The organism is Lentisphaera araneosa HTCC2155 (genome assembly GCF_000170755.1).
Classification (GTDB): Bacteria; Verrucomicrobiota; Lentisphaeria; order Lentisphaerales; family Lentisphaeraceae; genus Lentisphaera; species Lentisphaera araneosa.
Map to the genome: position 1 here is coordinate 43,516 of NZ_ABCK01000014.1, position 20,651 is coordinate 64,166.

Genomic DNA, 20,651 nt, shown 5'->3' on the forward strand with positions numbered 1-20,651 from the left:
CAACGATTAATCGCAAGATTTTTATAAGGATGCGAATCTAAGAACTATATTGATAAAAAATTTTGGAGCCGACAATGAAACTATTAGCACTTTTTGCTTGCTTTTTATTCTCGGTTCATGCTGACCTTCAGCCACATAATTTTACTAGCCGCCAAATGGGCTGTGATTTTCGCGTAATGATCTATTCAGAAAATGCGGATCTCGCAAAACGAGCCGCAGAAAAGGCTTTCGCAAGAATTTTAGAGATCAATCAAGCCTGCAGTGATTACTTAGTCAAAAGTGAGGTCAACTCTCTTTCGGCAAGTCACCAAGAATGGTTTCCATTAAGTGAGGATTTGTTCACTGTTCTCGATTATTCACTCAACTTATCAGAGCAAAGTTCAGGTGCTTTTGATATCACTTGTGGCCCCCTCACCCGCATGTGGCGCAAAGCGCGCTTCATGAAAAAAATCCCTTCAGACAAAGAAATTGCCCGCAATCTAGAGCGTTGCGGATACCGCAAAATTGAATTAAAAGATCAACAGGCAAAACTCTTAGCACCTCAAATGAAAATCGATTTAGGAGCAGTTGCCAAAGGTTATGCCATTGACGAAGCCATGAAGGTCTTAAAACGTAACTCGATTCAACACGCAATGATTGATGCTTCTGGGGATCTCTTGATGACGGCTCACCCAACAGGAAAGTGGACCATTTATTTAAGTGATCGCAATCATTCCATAAATAATGAATATATCCAAATCAAACAAGGTGCCCTCGCCACCTCGGGCAGTTCTCTACAGAACCTCAAAAAAGACGGCAAGACTTACTCCCATATTATAGATCCAAGAACGGGAAGAGCCTTAACTCAGAATCAACGTGTCTCGGTTTTTGCGGAGTCCGCAATGGAGGCCGATGCCCTCGCCTCAAGTTTTAGTGTGCTCAACTTCCAAGAAAACTCTCTACTGTTAAAAAATTGCGGAGTCCGCATTAATAACGGCAATTCAATTCATCAATCTAAAAACTTCCCAACTGTTTATTCTGGAGACAAACTATGAAATATAGAAGCCTATTTAGCCTAATGCTCACCGCCTCTGCCTTGAGCGCTGTAGACTTTCAAAAAGATGTTAAACCTATTTTCGACAAGCACTGTATGACCTGCCACAACAAAAATGTTGGGGCTGGCGGATTAATCATTACCGATAAATCTAGCGTTTTTGCACACGGCAAACATGGAGCAAGAATTACATCAGGCGATGCCAGTAAAAGCTCAATCTACACTTTAGCAACACTAGCTGCTAACGACCCGCGCATGCCGATGCCCACAACTTTAAGCTCAGAAGAAAAGACCACGCTTAAAAATTGGATTGACCAAGGCGCTAAGTGGCCTGAAGAAAAAGCCCCGAGTGGTGAATTCGTTAAAACTCTCTCTTCAGTTGATGGAGAAAGAAGTATCATCATGGCAAGCGAACTTTACAAAGCTCTTGGCTTTGAAACGCAAGCTGGTAAAAAAGCTACAGTAGAAACTCCTTATACAGTTAATAAAGCTGCTGAAAACGAATTCACCATGATGCCTATTCCTGGAGGCAAGTACAAGCGCGGATCCGCAAATGATGAGGAATCACCTGTGAAAGAAATCGAAATCTCTGCTTTCTGGATGGGAAAACACGAAGTCACTTGGGCAGAGTATGAATCTTGGCAGTTTGATTTAGACATTGAACGCCGTACGCCAGAAAGTTTCACAATGAACAAGCTCGACAAAAATGCCGACATCGTCTCACGTCCTACGGGCCCTTATTTAGATATGAGTTTTGGTATGGGCAAAGAAAAGCGTCCTGTGATTTGTATGACTCAATTAGCTGCGAAAGCTTACTGTATGTGGTTGAGTGCCAAAACAGGTCACTTTTATCGCCTTCCTACCGAAGCTGAATGGGAGTATGCTTGTCGTGCGGGAAGCCAAAGTGAATATAGCTTTGGTGACGACGCCAGTAAACTTGGTGACTACGCTTGGTTTGCGGACAACGCCAATGACTCATACCAAGCCATTGGCCAAAAGAAACCTAATGCTTGGGGCTTACACGACATGCACGGCAATGTTTCTGAATGGGTTCTCGATAGTTTCGACCCAGAATTCTATGAAAAGTCACCCGGTAAAGATCCAGTAAATCTCGCCCCTAAAACTCCTGAAGAAAATCCTTTTGAAGAAACTGAATTTTGGCCGAACAAAATCTACGAACGCATTGTTCGTGGAGGTTCCTATGTCAATAGTGCAGATGAATTGAGATCCGCAAAACGCTTCTACTCCAACCCCGAATGGAAGGTACAAGATCCCCAAATTCCCAAATCTGTCTGGTATCACACCGATGCCGTTTGGGTTGGCTTCCGCGTCGTAAGAGCAGGCGAAATCCCAAAACTTGAAGATCTTCATAAATACTGGCCCACTGATGAAGAAATCAAAGCCATACCTCAACGAGGAGAATGATAAGATTTAGGGAGTTGAATACTCTCTACTTCATTCACTTAGTTTTCACATAGTTTTCTCAAACTGACTCCTGTCTTTAGGTGGGCTAAACCTATCCTAAGAAAAACTAAATAGGAGTCAGTTTATGAATAAATTTTTAACGCCAATCATCTGTGGCATGCTTATTGCCACAGGAATGACTTGTGCAGGCTATTTTATTGGCCAAACTATGTACAATGCCAAAGTCGCTCTCAATATTGCCGAAGCTAAAGGCTTGGCTGAAAGACGCGTCACTGCCAACCTCGTTAATTGGGATATGGATTTCACTCTGAGCTCTAATAAGAAGACCGACCTCGCCCTGCTTTATAAACGAGCTGAAGAACTGCAAAAAAAGATTAGCAATACTTTACAAAGTCAAGGCTTCGAAGAAAGCGAAATTGACTTGGGCATTATTGATTATCAGTATCACGCTATTAGAGATGATAAAAATGTGATGATCTCGCAAAGCTATTCACTTAATGCCGATATTGAACTTGAGTCAGATAAAGTACAATTAGTTAAAGCGGCTCGAAAAGAGTTGAATAAACTCATTGCCCAAGGAATCAGTTTAAATAATCACGCTCCTAAATATCTGTTTACTGAGCTAAACAAAATCAAACCTGACATGCTTAAAGAAGCCACAAAAAATGCTCGTATTGCCGCAGGTGAATTTGCTTCTCACGCTGGCGTTAAAGTTGGCGGAATTCGCAACGCACGCCAAGGGAACTTCTACATTCGCGATGCCGGTAGTGATTATGGTGATACCCATAAAATCGAAAAGGATGTTCGCGTTGTCACCAATATCAGCTTTTATTTAGATAAATAAGAGCATTTCTTTTTATAATTCTATCATTTATATATAATGTGTCCCCGGGACTTTCGCATCGACAAAAACCTAGTCAATCATAGTCAAGAAGCTTGGATAAAACACAAATATCAGATGCTATATAAGAAAATGAGTATTTTTACGAAATCGGAATGAGTAAACTTTAACTCTTTTTAAATTAGTACTTAACAGGTTTATCTTGCCTTAATATCCCCCATAATAATATTTAAGTATTACAAAATTGTCGTTTTTTACATCAGAAGCCTTTTTTTAGGACTTTTGCGGATCTAATTACTTGACAGTATTGATTCGACTTTTACAGTATCGGACATAAAAATTAAAAAGTTTACATTTTTGTAATTTTAACCTAAACAAGAAAAAAGAGGCTACACACAATGAGTGGTTCTATCTCTAGACAAAATGCCATCCAGGCAGTTATCGACGGTACTTACGTCGAACCAATGAACTATATCGACAACCCTGTAACTGAATTCTATGGTTGCAATGTTTTCACTGACGAGGTCATGAAAGCTCGCCTTCCTAAGAACACTTACAAATCAGTAAAAGCGACTATCGACGCTGGTTCTGACCTAGATCTTGCTGCTGCAGACGTTGTTGCTACAGCAATGAAAGACTGGGCACTTGAAAAAGGTGCAACTCACTACACGCACGTTTTCTATCCACTCACTGGTTCTTCTGCTGAAAAGCACGATTCATTCCTTTCTCCTGATGGCGAAGGCAAATGCATTACTGAATTCTCTGGTAAGCTCCTCGTACAAGGTGAGCCTGATGCATCATCTTTCCCTAACGGTGGTATCCGTGACACTTTCGAAGCACGTGGTTACACGGCTTGGGACGTAACTTCTCCTGCTTACATCCTCGAATCTGACAACGGTACAACACTTTGTATCCCTACTTGTTTCGTTTCTTGGACTGGTGAAGCACTCGATAAGAAAACTCCAGTTCTCCGTTCAATGCAAGCTGTTGACAAAGCAGCGCACAAAGTTCTCGAAATCCTCAATCCTGGTGAAGAAGTTACTAAAGTTACTTCTTTCGCTGGTCCTGAGCAAGAGTACTTCCTCGTTGACACTAACTTCTTCTACGCTCGCCCTGACCTCATCTCAGCTGACCGTACCGTTTTCGGTGCTGCTCCAGTTAAAGGTCAAGAGTTCGACGACCACTACTTCGGTGCAGTACCTGCACGTGTACTTAACTTCATGATGGAAGTTGAGCAAGAGTGTTTCAAACTCGCTATCCCAGTAAAAACTCGTCACAACGAAGTTGCTCCTGGTCAGTTCGAAATCGCTCCTGTATACGAAACAGCTAACGTTGCTACTGATCACCAACAACTCATCGTTCACATCATTAAAGCTACTGCTAACAAGCACGGCATGACGGCAATCTTCCACGAGAAGCCTTTCGCTGGTCTTAATGGTTCTGGTAAGCACCTTAACTGGTCAATTGGTAACACAACTCAGGGTAACCTCCTCGATCCAGGTAAAACTCCTCACGATAACCTCCAGTTCATCACTTTCTGTGCTGCTGTTATTTCTTCTGTTGAGAAAAACCAAGGTCTTCTCCGCGCTGTAATCGCTTCTGCTTCTAACGACCACCGTCTCGGTGCTAACGAAGCTCCTCCTGCGATTCTTTCTGTTTTCCTCGGTGACCAACTCGCAGACGTTTTTGCTCAAATCCAGAGCACTGGTAAAGCAACAACTTCTATCGATGGTGGTTTAATGAACCTCGGTGTTGATTCAATGCCACAACTTCCACGTGATGCTGGTGACCGTAACCGTACATCTCCTTTCGCTTTCACTGGTAACCGTTTCGAGTTCCGTGCTGTTGGTTCACTGCAATCAATTGCTGGTCCTCTCGTTGCTCTTAATACTATGATGGCTGATGCTCTTAGTTCTATCGGATCATCACTTGAAGCAAAAATTGCAGCAGGTTCTTCAATCGAAGATGCGGTTTTCGCAACTGTTAAAGATGTTATGGATGAGTCTGGTCAAATTGTCTTCAATGGCAATGGTTACTCTGACGAGTGGCAAGTTGAAGCTGCTAAGCGCGGTCTTAAAAACCTTAAGACTTCTGCTGAAGCACTTACTGAGATCACAACTCCTGAAAACGTCGCTATGTTCGAGAAGCAAGGCGTTCTTTCTAAAGTTGAACTCGAGTCACGTCAAAACATCTACCAAGAGCAATATGCTGCTAAAGTTAACGTTGAAGCTAACCTCACTGAGCGTATGGCTGAAACTCAAATCCTTCCTGCTGCAGTTCGTTACCAAACTGAACTCGCAGAAAACATCGCTTCACTTAGTGCAGCTGGTGTAGAAGGCGACAAGTCAGCTCTCGTAGCTGTTACAGGTCAAATTGCTGCTCTTAGCTCAGCTGTAGCAAAGCTTAAAGAAATTCGTAGCAAGCACATCGAAGATGCCACTGAAGAATGTGTATACTACGCACACACTATCCTTCCTGCAATGCTCGAAGTACGTGCTGCTGCTGATGCTCTTGAAGCATCTATTGCTGATGATCTCTGGCCACTACCAAACTACACAGAGATGCTTTTCATCAAATAATCTAAAGATTATCTGAAAGCACGGGCCGGCTCTAGCAGCCGGCCTTTTTTAGGCTAACATATAAAAACACACTAGAAGTATACTAGTTTTGTTTGATAAAATAGTTTTATCGTCTAAAGGTAATAAAAAAGGAGACGATAATGAAAGTAGTATATAGCCTAATTATTATTCACTTATGCCTTGTAAGTGCTATCGCTAAAACCCAATATTTATTTAATGGCAAACAAATCCAAGCATTAAAAACTGATGATTTTTCCTTAAAAGACAACGTTTTTCAAGGTCAAGGAAATCTATCGATATTAACAGATCAGCTTGCTGTTCAAGTCGATATCATGGTGGAAGCTTTATCAGAGAACAGTAGTTTAAGTGTTGATCAGCAAAAATTAGCAATCGATCTCCCTACTAAACGACTTAAACACATAAACTTTACTTACAGACGTTTAGCTAATGAACAAAAGTCTATTAGAGTCCCCGAAAAACCAACTATATACTTCGGCGATGCATCACGCTTTAACCCTGAATATTTCAACGGTAGTCACAATGAAAATAATAAGGCTAATGAAATTGTCTTAAATTTTAATAGTGAGGTAAAAATCCACCGTATGCGTATCATCCCCATTAATTCTTTTAGTCTTAAAGAATTTTTCATCATGAAAGCAGGTACGAAAAAACAGTTCACTCACTACAATGCCGAACTCTATAAATCGCGTTGTTTCGAATGTCATGGTGAAAAAATGATGGTGCCAACAAAAGCTAGCTTAAGAGGACTCAAACGATCATTAGCTAGTCATGCCCAACTTTACAAATACATTAAACAACATCGCGATCTAAATGACTTCACCAGTCACAGTCTCGCTTGGTATATCAATAATCATATCTTAAAAACACACCAAAAAAGCCTCTATCGTACTTATAGTAAATCACATTGGCAAAAACTTCCTAACTCACTTTATAGCATTGATGAATTCTTACAGAAAAAAGAGGCTGCAGAAAAACTTCAGTTTACACTCAAAGCGGATCAAGGTGAACTCATTAACCAGGGTGAAGCGCGCCTTATAAATGGTGCTTTAGAATTTTGGAATGATTCTCAAACTTGGATTAAATGGCAAGTTGAACTCAAACATCCAGGCTTCGTTAATGTTAGTATTGAACAAGCTTTTCCTCACGACGAACTCGCGGAATATAGCGTTAATATTGGCGCACAAGAACTGAGTGCGAAGGTCGTGAAAACCGAAAATTGGACTGCTTTTCAAAAAGTAGATTTAGGTAAAATCTATATCAACAAAGCTGGTACGTATACCGTGACGATTGTCCCAAAAACAAAACCGGGAATTGCGGTCATGAACTTAAGTCAACTCAAAATAAGTGGCTTACCTGTTTTCAATCTTGATCAATCAGACAAACAAACTGTCTTTCATTATAAAATAGAGAAAAGTAAGAGCTACGCCAGTTTAGAAAAAACACCAACTCCACAGACTCATACAAATAAAAAAAGTTCTATACAAGAAAACCATAGTACGGCAAAAATCAGTAATAAAAATACTGCGCCGAAGCTCGATAACATTAATTTAGATAAAGAGAAAAATGACGTCATAAACGAAGATATACCACCAAAGAAAACCGAAGGAAATTTAGAATACATTTATATTTAATGTAAAGTTTAATTTTTGGTGAAGTAATAAAGTGTAAACAAACTTAGGAGAGAATTATATGCAAAGACGAGAATTCATTAAATCCACTATCGCTGCTGGAGCCGCCACCGTAGCCCTATCCTCTTGTGCCTCAAACAAGACAAGTTCCAAAGTAAAAAACTCTTGGCAGAACGGCATAAGTCCTTGGCCTCTCTGTCTCGATACGGCGACTCTCTCCAAGAAAATCTCCCTCGAAAAAAAGATCGAGCTTGCTGCTGAAGCGGGTTTCGATGCTATTGAACCTTGGGATCGCGAACTCAAAGCTCATGAAGAGTCAGGTAAAAGTCTCAAAGACCTCGCACAAAAAGTCAAAGACCTCGGCATGTTTGTTCCAAGCGTCATTGGTGTTTGGGGTTCTTTGGCTCCAGATAAAGAAACCTTTGAAAAAGATCGCGAGCAACATCGTGAACGTCTGCGCATGATCAGTGAAGTTGGTGCTTCTCATGCACAAATCATCCCCAAATTTGACCGCAAAGAACCTTTAGATCATTATAATGCCGCTTGGGCTTATGCCGAAATTTGTAAAATGGCTAAGGAATTTAATCTCGATCCAGGCATCATTTTTCTCAACTTTGTTCCCGGTTTAGAGAAACTTGCCGATGCCGTTCATATTGGCCTACTCTCGGGTGTTGAAAACGCTCAGGTCATCCCCGATACTTTCCATATGTTCCTTACAGAGGAATCTCCCAATGGCATTGGACGACTCAATCCAGAGATGATCACCATCTTTCAATTTGCGGATGCCGCAAAAGACCTCAAGCCCAGCAATGCCAAAGGACTAGATAGTCGCCGCGTACTTCCTGGCGACGGCCAAATTGATCTCGTGAGTTACCTCAAGCCCCTGAAAGAGATCGGCTACAAGGGCTGTGTTTCTCTTGAACTCTACAATCCCGAATACCGCAAACGCGAACCAAAAGCCTTCCTTGCAGAAGCTATTCAAAAAACACGTGCGGTGATTGCTAAGGTCTAAAAAAGTTAAAAGATTGCACTTCGTGCTTGCAGATCGTTCGCATAGCTCACTGCAGATCGCTCATTTCATTCGCTGCAGTTAAATAAGCTGGGAGCTCCTCATTCTATGCGGTATTTCTAATTAAGCTGGGAGCGCAGGCATCTTGCCTGCATTTTCTTAGCTCTATATCTCTTTTTCTAGGAAAATTGCTTGCCCGGCCTTTGGATCAAGTTCGTAAGCAGCAAAACCAAAATTTTTGTAAGCTTGTAGGGCAATTTGGTTCTTGTTGAGTACCTCAAGAGTGATCTTACAACAGCACTGCTCTTTAGCATACTCATCTATAGTCTTCATGAGCTGAGAACTCACTTTCATTCCGCGATATTTTTTGAGTACTGCGAAATCGTGAATATTAAAAAGTGGCTGAGCTTTAAAAGTCGAAAAACCCAAAAAGCCATTCACTAAACCCGCTGGCTGATTATCTAGGTAGGCAATAAAACTTGTAGCTCCAGGAAAGTCTTGAAGTTTAGCCGGGAGTGAATTTAACACTTTCTTATTAAGCGCTTCGCCTCCACCCATGGGGTCCTTGGCGTATTCGTTTAAGAGGTAGCATAAATCTACTCCCTGCTTTTCATCGCTATAATCGACTTTAATAATTTGTAAATTCATAACTATTCCAGAATTAAAATAAGAGCTGCCATCACCGGCAATGATAGAAGTGTACTCACTACAACGACAGCGGAGTTGAGTTCTTTCCAACCATGATATTTTGACGTGAAAATATAAGACGAAACCGCACTTGGACAAGCTGCATAAATCAGCAATGCACAGCGATCGGAATCGGAACTTTGAATAAGCAATAAAAAGCCCGCTGCAATTAATGGCGACACCAAGCACTTCACAAGACTAAAGGTCACGGTTTCTTTGATGATCTTTTTACTTTGACTTAAAGAAAGTGAAGCACCAAGCGCTAAGAGAACTAAGGGAAAGCTCATGGACCCAATACTCTTAAATGTGGATTGCGCAAAAGTGGGCAAGTCAATCTTTAGGCAGGCAAAAATCAAACCCGCCACACTAGAAATAATGAGTGGATTCTTAGCTATTTGGGCACACAACTTCAGCGCACTAATTTTCTCTTTTGAATCATCTCCCCGCATCGCTAAAATCAATCCGAGTAAATTGTAGAAAACGATTACCGGAAGAATCATAATAACCGCACGGGCTAAGTCGGAATCACTATAAGCTAAACTACTAAAGAGTAAAAATACTACGGGCATTCCCGCGTAAGCCAAATTACCTCGAAAAGCCACATGCGAAGCGGTTGCAGCATGGGAACGCTTCATCTTCAGTAAACATGCTACAATCAAGCTTAAAAGTACGCAAGATAAGGCTGTCGCACACAAAACAGCACTGAACTTCAAAGAACCTAATATCTGCTTGGGATTGGCTCCCGCTGCAGAAATAAACAGCAAAGAAGGCAAAGCTAAATAATAGACCAAGTCATTGCATTGCTTAAAAAAATCATCCTTAAAAAATCGGTAATAGTGAATCACTTTACCGATAATGATAAGGGCAAATACCGGGAGGATTGAATTGACGACAGCTTCCATCAGAAGTGCCTATAGGCTCTTGAGAAGCTCTTCCGACCTTGCCAATGCACGTTTCACTTGAGAGTCTTGTAAATCGAGTGTTTTCACATCTAGAAAGCCATCTTGATGCTCGCTAAACCAGTCTCGACAGGCATCATAGGGCTCGCGCTCTGTTTTGCCTTTAAAAAGCTCACTTAATGATGAGCCTTGAACACATAGGCCACTAAAGCCCGCATCTGCATTTTTGAAGATAAGGATGATCGCATTTTCATGACTATCCATGATGCTGATTTTTGCAGAAGCAATGAGGTTCACTTTCTTCATGAACACACCTTATTAAACCAATTTTTCATTGCCTTAAAAACTTTTACGGGTATGTCGTGACCACCAGGGAAATCGACAAAATCAAAAGACTTTTCATTGCCAATGTAAAACTCTCTAATTTTCTCTCCTGATTCGTAGGAGATGACATAATCACTTTCACCATGACTCATGAAGAGTTTTTTATCTTGAATTTCTGACCAGTTAAAATCGCCTTCAAAAACTTCATCCACAAAGCGTCCACTCAGCGCCATACCCCCATCAATCATTTGCGCTTCTCGCAAAAGTAAATAATGAACCAAGCAGGCTCCCTGGGAAAAGCCGAGCAAATAAACTTTTGGGGCATTTTCTTGTGGGATAATTTTTTCGAGGAAAGTCTTTACCGCTTGAGCTGAATCCTCAACATCTTCGAGGTCGTATTCCATTCCAAAAGGGCTCGAAATTAAATTAAACCACGAACGCCCCATAATCGTTCCTTCGGGCGAAGGTAATAAGCCCGGTGCATTGAGGCTATAAGTCACAACTCCTGGCCCAAAAGCTGAAGATAAAGGAACTAAATCATGCATATCGGCTCCATAGCCATGCATCATAATAACAAGGGCTCGCGTCGCTTTATCGCCACTTCGCTGCCACTCAGTAATTTCAAACATTTTTGACTCCAAATAAAATTTCGTCAATATAGTGAGCGACTTAAAATTACATAGTCACGAATTTGAAAAATAACTTTAATGATTTGCCTAAACAAGCTTTAACTTTAAAAATCTAACTTGTTGACTCTAGCAATGACATTTCAATAGTTTTGGGGATATCTATTTTTCACATATACACCTTTATAAATACGACTTTTCAAAGGCTCACCACCTATACTTTCATTAAAACTCCAGGAAGATAAAAGACTTGTAAATAGATAAGCTTTTTAATGTGAGCTATATCCCTATAGCTAGAAAATCATAAATGGAATAATAAATTAAAATCATCTAAAACATTAAGGGGGAATGATGAGAGCGAAACTAATATTTATTGCGACTTCAGCTTTTATTTTCAACAGCTATTCAGGTGAAATCCAGTGTCTCGGAGCTAATAATTTTCTAAAACAAGTTTCTGTCCAAGATGAAGAAGAAAAGTCTAAAAGTCCAGTACAGGAATGGCTTGCTGTTTATGAAGGAATTAAAAATAAAAATAAACAGAATAATAATGCAGAGGTAAGTCTCAATTGGCTGGCTCTTTATGATAGTTATTTAGAACTCAATTATGATAATTACATGGAACTATATGACTATTTCAAGAAAGAAAAAAAGGGGCATTTATTAGATTTATTCCCAGAACCAAATAAATGGGATGAGTTAACTACCTTAATTGAAAAAAGAGAAGGCAATACTAACAAAGATAAAGTCCGTGAACTTCATCTTAAGTTACTCATGAGTGTTCTCAATAATGATATTGTGAAGCAAGAAGAGATTGTTACAGAGTTATCAAATCAAATTAATAATTTAGATGACTCTGATAAAAGACACCAGAATAGTTTATTGGCTTCATTAATCCCCCTTTTATCACTAGAAGTGGAAGGTTCAAAACCACCAGAAATTGTCCAGTTAGAGGAAGATCTTAACCAAGCTAGTCAGTACGACTCTCCACAATATATTAATATGCCAGATTTAGTGACACTTGTAGGAAGAAAAGAAGCTGAAAAAATATTAGTTAAAACTTTCAAGACAAAAAACATAAACTTATCATTTCGTTTTGTTAAAGGCAGTGATACTTATTCTTTAGCACAGAAAATAGCTTTAAAAATGATTGCTGAGCTAAATAAAGCTCACTGGGAACTTTGTTTTGATATACCTAATATTGAATTATTTGAAGCTTTTGAAAAAAAGTTTGTAAATAAACCTGTCTTGGTTCATCTAAAACTTCTCAAAATGAAATCGATTTTAAGCTGGGTGGTATAGACCTATCATAGGCGATTAAAAAATCAATAACCGATAAGTCCTTAATCATTCATTTATCCCCGCATTCCACCAACCTCCCCCTCCATTGAGGTGTTTTTTGAGAAGTGTGGCTGCATTGAGATTATGGAATTGCTTTCCATTCTCTTTTGTTTAGCCAGTTTTAATTTTTGATCTCTCTTGTCAAGAATCTGTTGCGTGAGACCATTAAGCCTGTCATGTGGAGCGATATAGTAAATAGAGCTGTGAAGCCTCTGGGTATTGTAATACTCAATATATTCGCCGATAAGACGCTTAGCATCAGCCATACTCAAAGGGCAATTAACTCTGATACATTCCTTTTTCAGAGAGCCGTGAAAACGCTCTTGCTTGCCATTACTTTGCGGATAATAAGGCGATGTGCTTGTATGTGAATATTCATTGCGGGTAATGAATTGTGAAAACTCCTTACATTTGTATTGTGAGCCGTTATCACTGATGCACCGTGGTCGAGCCTCAGGATAAAGTTCCTTAGCTTTTTGAAAAACGATATTAACATCTTGCACTTTCATACTTTCCCTTAATTCCCAGGCAATAATGGAGCGGCTATATCCATCGAGAATACTGATTAGATAATACACCGTATCACCAGCAGTGATGTTAGTAATATCGGAATGCCATTGTTCATGAGCCTTTAGCGGCTGTACAAAGCCTGTACCTTTTTTACTTTCTTTGGCGTTACGGTTTCTCATAACGCCAGCTTTGCTTAAGACCCTGTATACGGAAGATGGTTGAACGTAGGCAATATCCTGATCAATCATCATGTAAGCACAACGACGATAGCCATCCGAAGGGTGGCATAGATAGAAATCAATAATAGCCTCTTTCTCTTGATTCGTAATCATATTCGTCCGTATAAAGTTATCAGAGTATTTCCGAGGTTCTCCATGAGCTTGTTTCCAGTCATAAAACCTCCTTCGGCTAATGCCGATATATACTAGTAGGCGTTCTTCGCTTATTTTGCATTGAGCCTTCTTGTCAGCTACGAAATCAACGATCTCATCGCGTAAATCAGGCTCAACCCAAAGTTTATTTAAAGTTCCCCAGCTTTTTTTTTGGCTTCGATCAGTTCGCTGGCAAGTTCTAAGACGACTTGATCTTTTTGACGAATTTTTGACTCTAAAGTTTCAATCTTTTTCTTGACCGCTCGCGATTCCTTTGACGGTGTTAACGCTTCTGATCCATTGCTAAAGAGCTTACTTTGCCATTCATAGAAACGATTTGGGTTGATATCTAACTCTTCACAAATTACCGATACCTCGACTCCTTCGAGTAAATGACGTTTAACAGCTAACACTTTCTCTGCACTGCTAATATGGTTTCTTGCTTTTTCAGACATAGCTTATTCCTTGCTTATTTTCTTGTTTTATTATAAGCTGAAAATCTGACATCCAAAATTGCGAACCTTTGAGTGAGGCAGGACAAACCCAAAGAAAACAAGGAAAAACTAGAGCTTAAAAGTGGAAAGGTTTTAGAGCTGACAACAGACAAAAATAATTATCATCATCGTGATCATGAACTAAATGAAGCTCTACGATTTTATTTCTATTCTTTACTGTTAGATAATAAACTAGAAAAAGCTTATGATGTATTATCGAAGTTGATTTCTAATAGAGGCTATTTATCTCTTTATGGTTCTATTGGGGAGGAATTTATAAATCAAAAGAAAGAAGTTTTACTTTATGATTTTTTTAAATCTTCATTAGATAAAGAAATAAATCTAAAAATATTCTACGCGTACTTAGAGTCTGCAAAAATTGCTGGTAAAACTCAAGAGTCTTTATCTTATATTGACGAAATCCTGCTGAACAGGGAATTGAATCCTGATCAAGCTCTTAATCTCAAAATTGAAAGAATCGAGTTTTTAATAGCTGAGAGTAAACTCGACAAAGCTTTTAAACAAGTACAAGAAGTACATAAAGTTTCACTTAAAGGATTTGATAAAGAATTAAAAAAGCGAATTACAGGTCAAATAATTAAAAATATTATTTCATTAGTAAAAATTGCAGACAAATCAACAAAGGAAACTATTAAACTTGCACTAATAGATATGTTACTTACATACGATTTTACAGAGGTAGATAGTTATTATTTAAGGGATTTAATTTCAGTTTTAATTGATAATAATAAATTTGTTGCAGCAGAGAAAATCTGTCTTAAGCAAATTAAAAGGGAATTGCGTCAAAAAAACATTTACAGCAGTTATGAAGGCCGTGATTATTGGATGCTAGTAACGGAAATCTACTATAAATTAAAAAAACATGAGGATGTGAAACTTCTTCTTGATTCAGTCTCCTATTGGGGACATAAGGATTTAAAAGATTTTTTGATTAATGAAAATGACGCATTTGCGTATATGATTGCAGATACTTTTATTAAATTAGGCGATCACAAAACTGCAAAAGAAATTATTCTTTTTTGCTTAAAAACAAGATTTACCTCTGATCGACTTTATTCAGCTTTATTATCTATTTCAAAACCGAAAGAAAGTCTAAAGTACTTAGATTCAATCTATAAGATCAACCGTTTTGAAGAGCGCCCGTTAATTTGGAAAGCAAAAGTTCTTTACAATCTTAAAAAATATGAAGAAGCAGAAATCATTGCACAACAGGCTATTAATATTGATCCTTCCGATGGTGAAACTGGCCGAGGTGACCGCATGAGAGTCTACAGCATCATGGCTGACATAAAGGAGAAATTAGGAGATAATGATACTGCCACCCTATTTCGAGATGTGATGAAAGCTATAAGGTTAGCCGAAGAAGCGGATCAGTATTTTGAAATGGGCATGAAAAAGAAAGCTATTGCCATCTATGAAAAGTCACTTGAGTTTTTCACTGACGCTTACTGCATTCAATCACGCTTAGCCATTAGATATGCATCGATAGGCGAACTTAAAAAAGCTGAAAAACACTATAAAAAAGCTTATGAATTAATGCCTTCTAGTTTTGGGAGGGTCGAAAGTCATTGTTTTGGATGCGAAGGTATTTTTGATGGTAAAAAGGCACAGGGAATTGCAGAAAATACTTTCTCTAAAATGTTAAGTAATGACCCTCAAAACCCTCAGTTACACTATCTACTAGGATACTTAAAAGAAGAACAAGGAAAGTTTGATGATGCAGTAAGTTATTACAGAGAAGCTGTCAAAATTGATCCTAAGTATATAAATTCATGGAAAAAAATACATAGCTTGGCAGATCGAACTAAAATAGACGACTCTGAGTTAGAAATTATCATTCTAAACTTATTGGAATTATCTCCGTATGATCATTCGAGTGGTTATGATTTAAATGGTATAAAAAATTACAAAATATTATGGAACAAAACATCCGAAATCAAGACATACATCAATTATGTCCCCCCAAACAAACTCTACCCACTTAATGCAAGTTTAACGAGACTTAACAAAAAAGAAAAAACAGATCGTTTTTTTCACCATACATCTAAAAGCATTAATGATTTTACGCGTAAGTCAACGGGAGCCATTATTGGTGATATATCTATAATCAATAGTATTTTAAATCAATTAAGAGATGACTAAAGTTTTTGCCTAATGTTTATAGAGGTTTTCGACCTCTTCGATGAGATACTCAATTTGGCTCATCTTAGGTTCGTCCGCACTGAAGATCATTTTTCCCGCGTAGTTCAATGATTTTAATTGACGAATCATTTCAAAAAGTAGCTTAGAATTGAAGCCCACGGGCAAGAGCAAACGCAATTGCTTGATCTCAAAGGCAAAGAGACGATTCAATTTATTGAACTGACTCAAGTCATAAGGAAAGGGGGGTTTTTGGGGGACGGGTGATTTTGAAAAGAAATAAAATTGCCTTTTATCACGGTTTTTTGGGTACGGGTGATTTTGAAAAGAAATAAAATTGCCTTTTATCAAGTCAGCATATAACATATATTTATTAGTATATTATGTGAGGACTTAGTATGAGATCAGCTAGACTAAAATCAGATATTGGCGGTTTTTTGGGGGACGGGTGATTTTGAAAAGAAATAAAATTGCCTTTTATCAAGTCAGCATATAACATATATTTATTAGTATATTATGTGAGGACTTAGTATGAGATCAGCTAGACTAAAATCAGATAGTGGAACCTACTACCATGTGATGAATCGCATTGCGGGGACAAAGAGTTCTTACCCATTTGGTCATGAAGAAAAACAGATGTTTATTACAATAATGAACAAGTATTTGAAGCTCTATAAAATTGAGCTTTTATCCTACTGCATTATGTCCAATCATTATCATTTGGTTCTCTTCAGCCCAGGAAAAATATCTACTGAAGAAATAAAAACACGCTGGCAGGACTTCTATGGTCATTCAAAAGGGCATTTCCACCCTGAACCTCTATGGGAGTCATATGAAACAATCGAACAATGGCGTCAACGTTTAAGCGATGTATCTGACTTTATGAAAGTCCTTCAGCAATCATTCACTGCTTGGTATAATCGAACTCATAATAGACGTGGCTATTTCTGGGCTGATCGTTTTAAAAGTGTGATTTTAGAAGGCGGAAATTCATTACTTCGCTGTATTAAATATGTAGAGCTAAATCCGCTCCGAGCTAATATCTTAGATGAAAACAACAATTATATTTATTCATCTTATGGTATTTATATGACAAGTAAAAAACATCCATTAGAAGTGAATTTGCTTAAACATCTACCCACTGCATTAGGATCAAAATCAAAAGAAACAATAAGGTGCTTTTATCAAACTATTGAAACCATAATCTGTGATGCATCAACAAAGGAATTTAGTAAACGTCAACCCATTTGGACGCATAGTAAAATTATTGGCAGTAAAAACTTCATTACTAAGCTCATTAAAAAGCATTATCAGCTTTCTCCAGACATAAAAAGCACAAGTGATATTTGCTTCATCTAAAACAATTAATAAACAAGATTTTAAACCCTAGCTACTGCTTTATTTGAATTCAGTCATTTGTACACAAAAAACGTCAAAAATAACATGAAATTCAAGCTCGAGACCTAAGCTAAGAAAACTAAGCGTCATTCAAAGGCCTTTCCTTGACTACCACCACCACATCCTCAAAAATATAAGCAACAAATTCTACAAACGTAATATTTCTCCCTTAAAATCACCCGTCCCTTTGTCCCCCCCCGTCCCTTTGTCCCCCTCCCTTTGTCCCCCCTTTATACATGAGGTCAAAACCAGATAAACTAGAAAGTCTAGTAGAACATCAGGACTTTTCTGGGATAGGTGGCATCGCGATGGAACGGAACTATCAGCTCAACACAAATCTATTGATGGCTTATACAAAAGAGTTGATCGCAGTGGATAAAGATCTCAAAGAATTCACTTTAAATAGTGCCTACAATGAAGAATTTGAAATAGTAAAGTCAATGCCTGGAGTAGGCGATACCCTTGGTATGGTCATTATCTATGAAACTCACGACATCAAAAGGTTTAAAAGCCCAGGTAAGTATTCGAGTTATTGTCGAGTGATTAAATGTAAAAAAGAAAGTGCTGGAAAAAGCTATGGCTATAGTGGAGCAAAAATCGGCAATCCATTTTTGAAGTGGGCCTATAGCCAGGCTGCAGTACTATCAAAAAGAAACCCTTTGATGAAAGCTTTTTCAAATGACCTAATAAGGCAACACGGAGAACGAAAAGCTAGAGCTATTTACACTCATAAGATTTGTCGATCAATTTATTTCATGCTCCAGAGAAAACAAAAATTTGATCCCATTGATTTTTTTGGAAGACAAAAATATGAACGTTTACAAAGACTAAATAATTAAAAAATCTGGAATCTTTTGCAGTGAAGCCGTCAATGGGGACTTGGACTTTGAGCCTCTATCACCTGATTAGATCGCTGTAAAAGGTTTCTTTAAATCAAAAGAAGTTTAGATGATGACTCACTCCTTACTGAGCCCGATATGTACTGGACGATTCCACATGATAGAATTGAGCCTTGATTTACACCTGAATAGGACAGCGAGGGATTGACCACAAGTAGTTTCTAAGGCGTCGATTAGCAGCTAAAAAGAGAAGCTGAATAGATCGACAGGGCTCCTTTAAAGCCTTTGACCTTATATGGATGTCTGGAGGGACTTCACATTAAGTGAAAGACCCGTACCCGAAAAGAAGAAACAAAGATGAGCTGAACTAAACATTTTTAAGCACAAGTCGTTTTAAAAAACAAAAAAACGGATACAAAGATTTATTGTCTACTTGACAAATTTGGCTAAATGGATGTCCCCGTTTTCTCCCCCGTTTTCTCCGTTTTCTTCATTAGCCCCTAAATAAATAGTCGATTTATACAAAGAACTGTCACATCTTCTTTGTTTCAGCGGTATTCCCTTACAAACAAAACTATTAAATAATTTAATATAAAGTACTTAAATAAATATGAAGAAAACAATTATATATAGCAAAGCTATGGAAAATAATGTCTGTAAAATATCACTCACTTTTGTTTTGGTTTTAATCACATCTTTTATGTGCATACTAGCCTTTGCATTAATTTATAAATTTAAATGTTATTTAGGGATTGATATTTTTCCCGATAAACATTTGAGTGATTTTGTTGTTTTAGTAAAATAAGTGTGCTAATTATTTCAATTAAATATAAAAATCCCATCTTATCATTATCTTGGATCTAATTCCTGAATCCGTGACAAGGATTTGTGAACTACCTCAAAAAGCTGTAGTTGGTTAATTTGAGGAGTATTTAGGGGCTACTGAATAATAAGTGTTTTGAATAAGATAACTTGAGAACTTCCTTGAACCTGCCTAATGATTCGGCGGAATGTATTAATAATGGAAAAGTAAACAACGGCTATAAAGGCCATTGCCTTCTCCAAATTCATCACCATGAATATAAGAGCGATAAGGCTCTTCGAAGAGCCTTTGATTTTTGTAAATATTCTATCTAATTTGTATCGTCTTTTCGCAACTCCAAAGCATCCTTCAACCGTATTTCTCACTGCCTCATCTTGTCGTTGAATTTCTTTTTGTTCTTTACGAAGTTTCAGATCTTTTGGGGGTCTTCCTAAACAGGGTCCGCTTATTCGTATTCCGTGTTTTTTACAGTAGGCTCGATTGACTTTGTTACGGTATATCTTATCAGCGTGCGCTGATTCGGGGTAGTAACCAAAACGATCTTTATATTGTTCAATTTGAGAGATAAGTTCCGAACCTTCGTTGTATGCGTCGAAATTTATTGTATCGAGAAAACTCCAGCCGTCGACAACACTAATAGATATCTTTGCACCAAACTCGGTATGAGCACCTGCTTTGCCTCGCACAATAGGGCGTACGTGCGGTTGATGAATGCTTACAATTCGATCATTCACACTCTTTACATTATTATCATACATATATTGCTGTTGCTGGTAAAGTGTATCGATCACTAATAAATCACGGTATAAATTTGACTTCAACAAGGATAGGTCTGCGTACTTTTTGAGCTCATTTATACTGGAAAGGTTTCTTCTTACTGAATTCAACTGCTTCTCGAGAGCTTGACGTCTTTTCTTTTTCGAAGCACGCTTTTGTAGTACGATACTCAAGAAGCTTTTCCTTCCGATCTCACGGTAAGTTCGAGGTTTTACTTTCTCATCCACATTAGATCGATTGCGCCAAAGTATATCAATAATGTCTTCTGTTTTCTCACGAGCTTTGTTTAATAAACCTAAGTCAGTTGGGTAATGAATGTCGGCGGGAACACAACTGGCATCAACAATTATCGAGCCTTTATTGCTCGGTGGCTGATCATCATCAGAGTCATCGTCAGAAACATCTGACTTTTCTCTAGTAGCGGAATGTAAGAGTTCGTCAATATCCTTGATACCTTGGGCGTTGAATCGTTTTCTGAAGTGAGTCATCATACTTGAATCAAATGGAGCTTTTTGTTCATATCGCTCAAGACCTATGAAGTATTGCATATAGGGATTTTCGGCAATCGTCTCAACCGTTTCTTCATCGGTTAAACTTAGCTTCACCTGAATGATAAGCGAACCAAATGCTGCACGAGCAGATATTGCCTTAGGGCCTTTCTGACTAGTGAAGTTTAAAGCGTAGATCTCTTCTACATCTGACCAAGGAATTAGAGTGGATAATTTCACCCAACGGTTATCTACATTGAGTGTCGTATCCAGGAAATAAGGGAGGTTGGCCATTTTCGGCTCTAAACTCGTGTTTTTGTACATCTTCTGCAAACCTAATGACTATTTTGAGGTGTTTTGATTACAGATAATATAGCACTT

At 38.4% G+C, this 20,651-nt stretch carries 18 protein-coding genes; 10 read left to right on the forward strand and 8 right to left on the reverse strand.

Annotation, left to right across the window (positions count from 1 at the left end; genetic code table 11):
- Positions 1 to 74: 74 nt before the first annotated feature.
- The 6 genes from LNTAR_RS14450 (at position 75) to LNTAR_RS14475 (ending at position 8,539) form a co-directional block, all read left to right on the forward strand.
- Positions 75 to 1,034 carry an FAD:protein FMN transferase gene (locus LNTAR_RS14450; RefSeq protein WP_007279463.1) on the forward strand — a complete coding sequence of 320 codons (960 nt, stop codon included), beginning with the start codon at positions 75 to 77 and terminating at the stop codon, positions 1,032 to 1,034.
- Complete coding sequence (locus LNTAR_RS14455) at positions 1,031 to 2,458, forward strand: SUMF1/EgtB/PvdO family nonheme iron enzyme (protein WP_007279464.1); 1,428 nt, start codon at positions 1,031 to 1,033, stop codon at positions 2,456 to 2,458. Before LNTAR_RS14450 ends, LNTAR_RS14455 begins: the two co-directional genes overlap by 4 nt.
- A 124-nt stretch (positions 2,459 to 2,582) precedes the next feature.
- Positions 2,583 to 3,302 carry an SIMPL domain-containing protein gene (locus tag LNTAR_RS14460; RefSeq protein ID WP_007279465.1) on the forward strand — a complete coding sequence of 240 codons (720 nt, stop codon included), beginning with the start codon at positions 2,583 to 2,585 and terminating at the stop codon, positions 3,300 to 3,302.
- A gap of 395 nt (positions 3,303 to 3,697) precedes the next feature.
- Positions 3,698 to 5,878, forward strand: a complete 2,181-nt coding sequence (locus LNTAR_RS14465; protein ID WP_007279466.1) for a glutamine synthetase III family protein — start codon at positions 3,698 to 3,700, stop codon at positions 5,876 to 5,878.
- 140 nt (positions 5,879 to 6,018) lie between these two features.
- The gene (locus LNTAR_RS14470) at positions 6,019 to 7,530 is read left to right on the forward strand and encodes a DUF5077 domain-containing protein (protein ID WP_007279467.1); all 1,512 of its coding nucleotides are present in this window, start codon (positions 6,019 to 6,021) and stop codon (positions 7,528 to 7,530) included.
- Between the two features lie 58 nt (positions 7,531 to 7,588).
- Positions 7,589 to 8,539, forward strand: a complete 951-nt coding sequence (locus LNTAR_RS14475) for a TIM barrel protein (RefSeq protein ID WP_007279468.1) — start codon at positions 7,589 to 7,591, stop codon at positions 8,537 to 8,539.
- Between the two features lie 162 nt (positions 8,540 to 8,701).
- On the opposite strand, the gene LNTAR_RS14480 is transcribed toward LNTAR_RS14475, so the two are convergent.
- From LNTAR_RS14480 to LNTAR_RS14495, 4 genes are read right to left on the reverse strand one after another with little or no spacing between them, the layout of a single operon-like run.
- Positions 8,702 to 9,184, reverse strand: a complete 483-nt coding sequence (locus tag LNTAR_RS14480; RefSeq protein WP_007279469.1) for a GNAT family N-acetyltransferase — start codon at positions 9,182 to 9,184, stop codon at positions 8,702 to 8,704.
- Positions 9,185 to 9,186: 2 nt separating this feature from the next.
- Positions 9,187 to 10,125: an AEC family transporter gene (locus LNTAR_RS14485; protein ID WP_007279470.1), complete on the reverse strand. Its 939-nt coding sequence runs from the start codon at positions 10,123 to 10,125 to the stop codon at positions 9,187 to 9,189.
- 9 nt (positions 10,126 to 10,134) lie between these two features.
- Entirely contained in the window at positions 10,135 to 10,428 is a 294-nt protein-coding gene (locus LNTAR_RS14490) for a hypothetical protein (protein ID WP_007279471.1), read from the reverse strand.
- Entirely contained in the window at positions 10,425 to 11,075 is a 651-nt protein-coding gene (locus tag LNTAR_RS14495; protein ID WP_007279472.1) for an alpha/beta hydrolase, read from the reverse strand. Before LNTAR_RS14495 ends, LNTAR_RS14490 begins: the two co-directional genes overlap by 4 nt.
- Positions 11,076 to 11,420: 345 nt before the next feature.
- Between LNTAR_RS14495 and LNTAR_RS14500 the strand changes: the two genes are divergently transcribed.
- Positions 11,421 to 12,371 (forward strand): hypothetical protein, encoded by a 951-nt coding sequence (locus tag LNTAR_RS14500; RefSeq protein WP_157473605.1) that lies wholly within the window; start codon positions 11,421 to 11,423, stop codon positions 12,369 to 12,371.
- Positions 12,372 to 12,424: 53 nt separating this feature from the next.
- On the opposite strand, the gene LNTAR_RS14505 is transcribed toward LNTAR_RS14500, so the two are convergent.
- Both LNTAR_RS14505 and LNTAR_RS14510 read right to left on the reverse strand, forming a co-directional pair.
- Positions 12,425 to 13,405, reverse strand: coding sequence for an IS3 family transposase (locus tag LNTAR_RS14505; RefSeq protein WP_157473611.1), 981 nt, complete (start codon positions 13,403 to 13,405; stop codon positions 12,425 to 12,427).
- Between the two features lie 35 nt (positions 13,406 to 13,440).
- Positions 13,441 to 13,746: a transposase gene (locus tag LNTAR_RS14510; RefSeq protein WP_007279475.1), complete on the reverse strand. Its 306-nt coding sequence runs from the start codon at positions 13,744 to 13,746 to the stop codon at positions 13,441 to 13,443.
- A gap of 72 nt (positions 13,747 to 13,818) precedes the next feature.
- Between LNTAR_RS14510 and LNTAR_RS14515 the strand changes: the two genes are divergently transcribed.
- The gene (locus LNTAR_RS14515; RefSeq protein WP_007279476.1) at positions 13,819 to 15,948 is read left to right on the forward strand and encodes a tetratricopeptide repeat protein; all 2,130 of its coding nucleotides are present in this window, start codon (positions 13,819 to 13,821) and stop codon (positions 15,946 to 15,948) included.
- Between the two features lie 9 nt (positions 15,949 to 15,957).
- Here the strand turns inward: LNTAR_RS14515 and LNTAR_RS27570 are convergent, their stop codons facing one another.
- Positions 15,958 to 16,311 carry a hypothetical protein gene (locus LNTAR_RS27570; RefSeq protein ID WP_007279477.1) on the reverse strand — a complete coding sequence of 118 codons (354 nt, stop codon included), beginning with the start codon at positions 16,309 to 16,311 and terminating at the stop codon, positions 15,958 to 15,960.
- Between the two features lie 165 nt (positions 16,312 to 16,476).
- On the opposite strand from LNTAR_RS27570, the gene LNTAR_RS14525 reads away from it, so the two are divergent.
- Together LNTAR_RS14525 and LNTAR_RS14530 are read left to right on the forward strand one after the other, a co-directional pair.
- Positions 16,477 to 17,304, forward strand: a complete 828-nt coding sequence (locus LNTAR_RS14525; RefSeq protein ID WP_007279478.1) for a transposase — start codon at positions 16,477 to 16,479, stop codon at positions 17,302 to 17,304.
- A gap of 347 nt (positions 17,305 to 17,651) precedes the next feature.
- On the forward strand, positions 17,652 to 18,182 hold the full coding sequence (locus tag LNTAR_RS14530) for a transposase (protein WP_007279479.1): 531 nt from the start codon (positions 17,652 to 17,654) through the stop codon (positions 18,180 to 18,182).
- A gap of 939 nt (positions 18,183 to 19,121) precedes the next feature.
- Here LNTAR_RS14530 and LNTAR_RS14540 read toward each other — a convergent pair.
- A complete protein-coding gene (locus LNTAR_RS14540; protein WP_007279481.1) occupies positions 19,122 to 20,594 on the reverse strand; it encodes an IS5 family transposase in 1,473 nt (490 codons plus the stop codon).
- Positions 20,595 to 20,651 lie beyond the last annotated feature (57 nt).

Coding starts and splice junctions, on each gene's coding strand:
- LNTAR_RS14450 (WP_007279463.1), top strand. CDS start 75: ATGAAACTATTAGCACTTTTTGCTTGCTTTTTATTCTCGGTTCATGCT.
- LNTAR_RS14500 (WP_157473605.1), top strand. CDS start 11,421: ATGATGAGAGCGAAACTAATATTTATTGCGACTTCAGCTTTTATTTTC.
- LNTAR_RS14470 (WP_007279467.1), top strand. CDS start 6,019: ATGAAAGTAGTATATAGCCTAATTATTATTCACTTATGCCTTGTAAGT.
- LNTAR_RS14525 (WP_007279478.1), top strand. CDS start 16,477: ATGAGATCAGCTAGACTAAAATCAGATAGTGGAACCTACTACCATGTG.
- LNTAR_RS14530 (WP_007279479.1), top strand. CDS start 17,652: ATGGAACGGAACTATCAGCTCAACACAAATCTATTGATGGCTTATACA.
- LNTAR_RS14490 (WP_007279471.1), bottom strand. CDS start 10,428: ATGAAGAAAGTGAACCTCATTGCTTCTGCAAAAATCAGCATCATGGAT.
- LNTAR_RS14540 (WP_007279481.1), bottom strand. CDS start 20,594: ATGTACAAAAACACGAGTTTAGAGCCGAAAATGGCCAACCTCCCTTAT.
- LNTAR_RS14480 (WP_007279469.1), bottom strand. CDS start 9,184: ATGAATTTACAAATTATTAAAGTCGATTATAGCGATGAAAAGCAGGGA.
- LNTAR_RS14495 (WP_007279472.1), bottom strand. CDS start 11,075: ATGTTTGAAATTACTGAGTGGCAGCGAAGTGGCGATAAAGCGACGCGA.
- LNTAR_RS14510 (WP_007279475.1), bottom strand. CDS start 13,746: ATGTCTGAAAAAGCAAGAAACCATATTAGCAGTGCAGAGAAAGTGTTA.
- LNTAR_RS14475 (WP_007279468.1), top strand. CDS start 7,589: ATGCAAAGACGAGAATTCATTAAATCCACTATCGCTGCTGGAGCCGCC.
- LNTAR_RS14460 (WP_007279465.1), top strand. CDS start 2,583: ATGAATAAATTTTTAACGCCAATCATCTGTGGCATGCTTATTGCCACA.
- LNTAR_RS14485 (WP_007279470.1), bottom strand. CDS start 10,125: ATGGAAGCTGTCGTCAATTCAATCCTCCCGGTATTTGCCCTTATCATT.
- LNTAR_RS14465 (WP_007279466.1), top strand. CDS start 3,698: ATGAGTGGTTCTATCTCTAGACAAAATGCCATCCAGGCAGTTATCGAC.
- LNTAR_RS14455 (WP_007279464.1), top strand. CDS start 1,031: ATGAAATATAGAAGCCTATTTAGCCTAATGCTCACCGCCTCTGCCTTG.
- LNTAR_RS27570 (WP_007279477.1), bottom strand. CDS start 16,311: ATGTTATATGCTGACTTGATAAAAGGCAATTTTATTTCTTTTCAAAAT.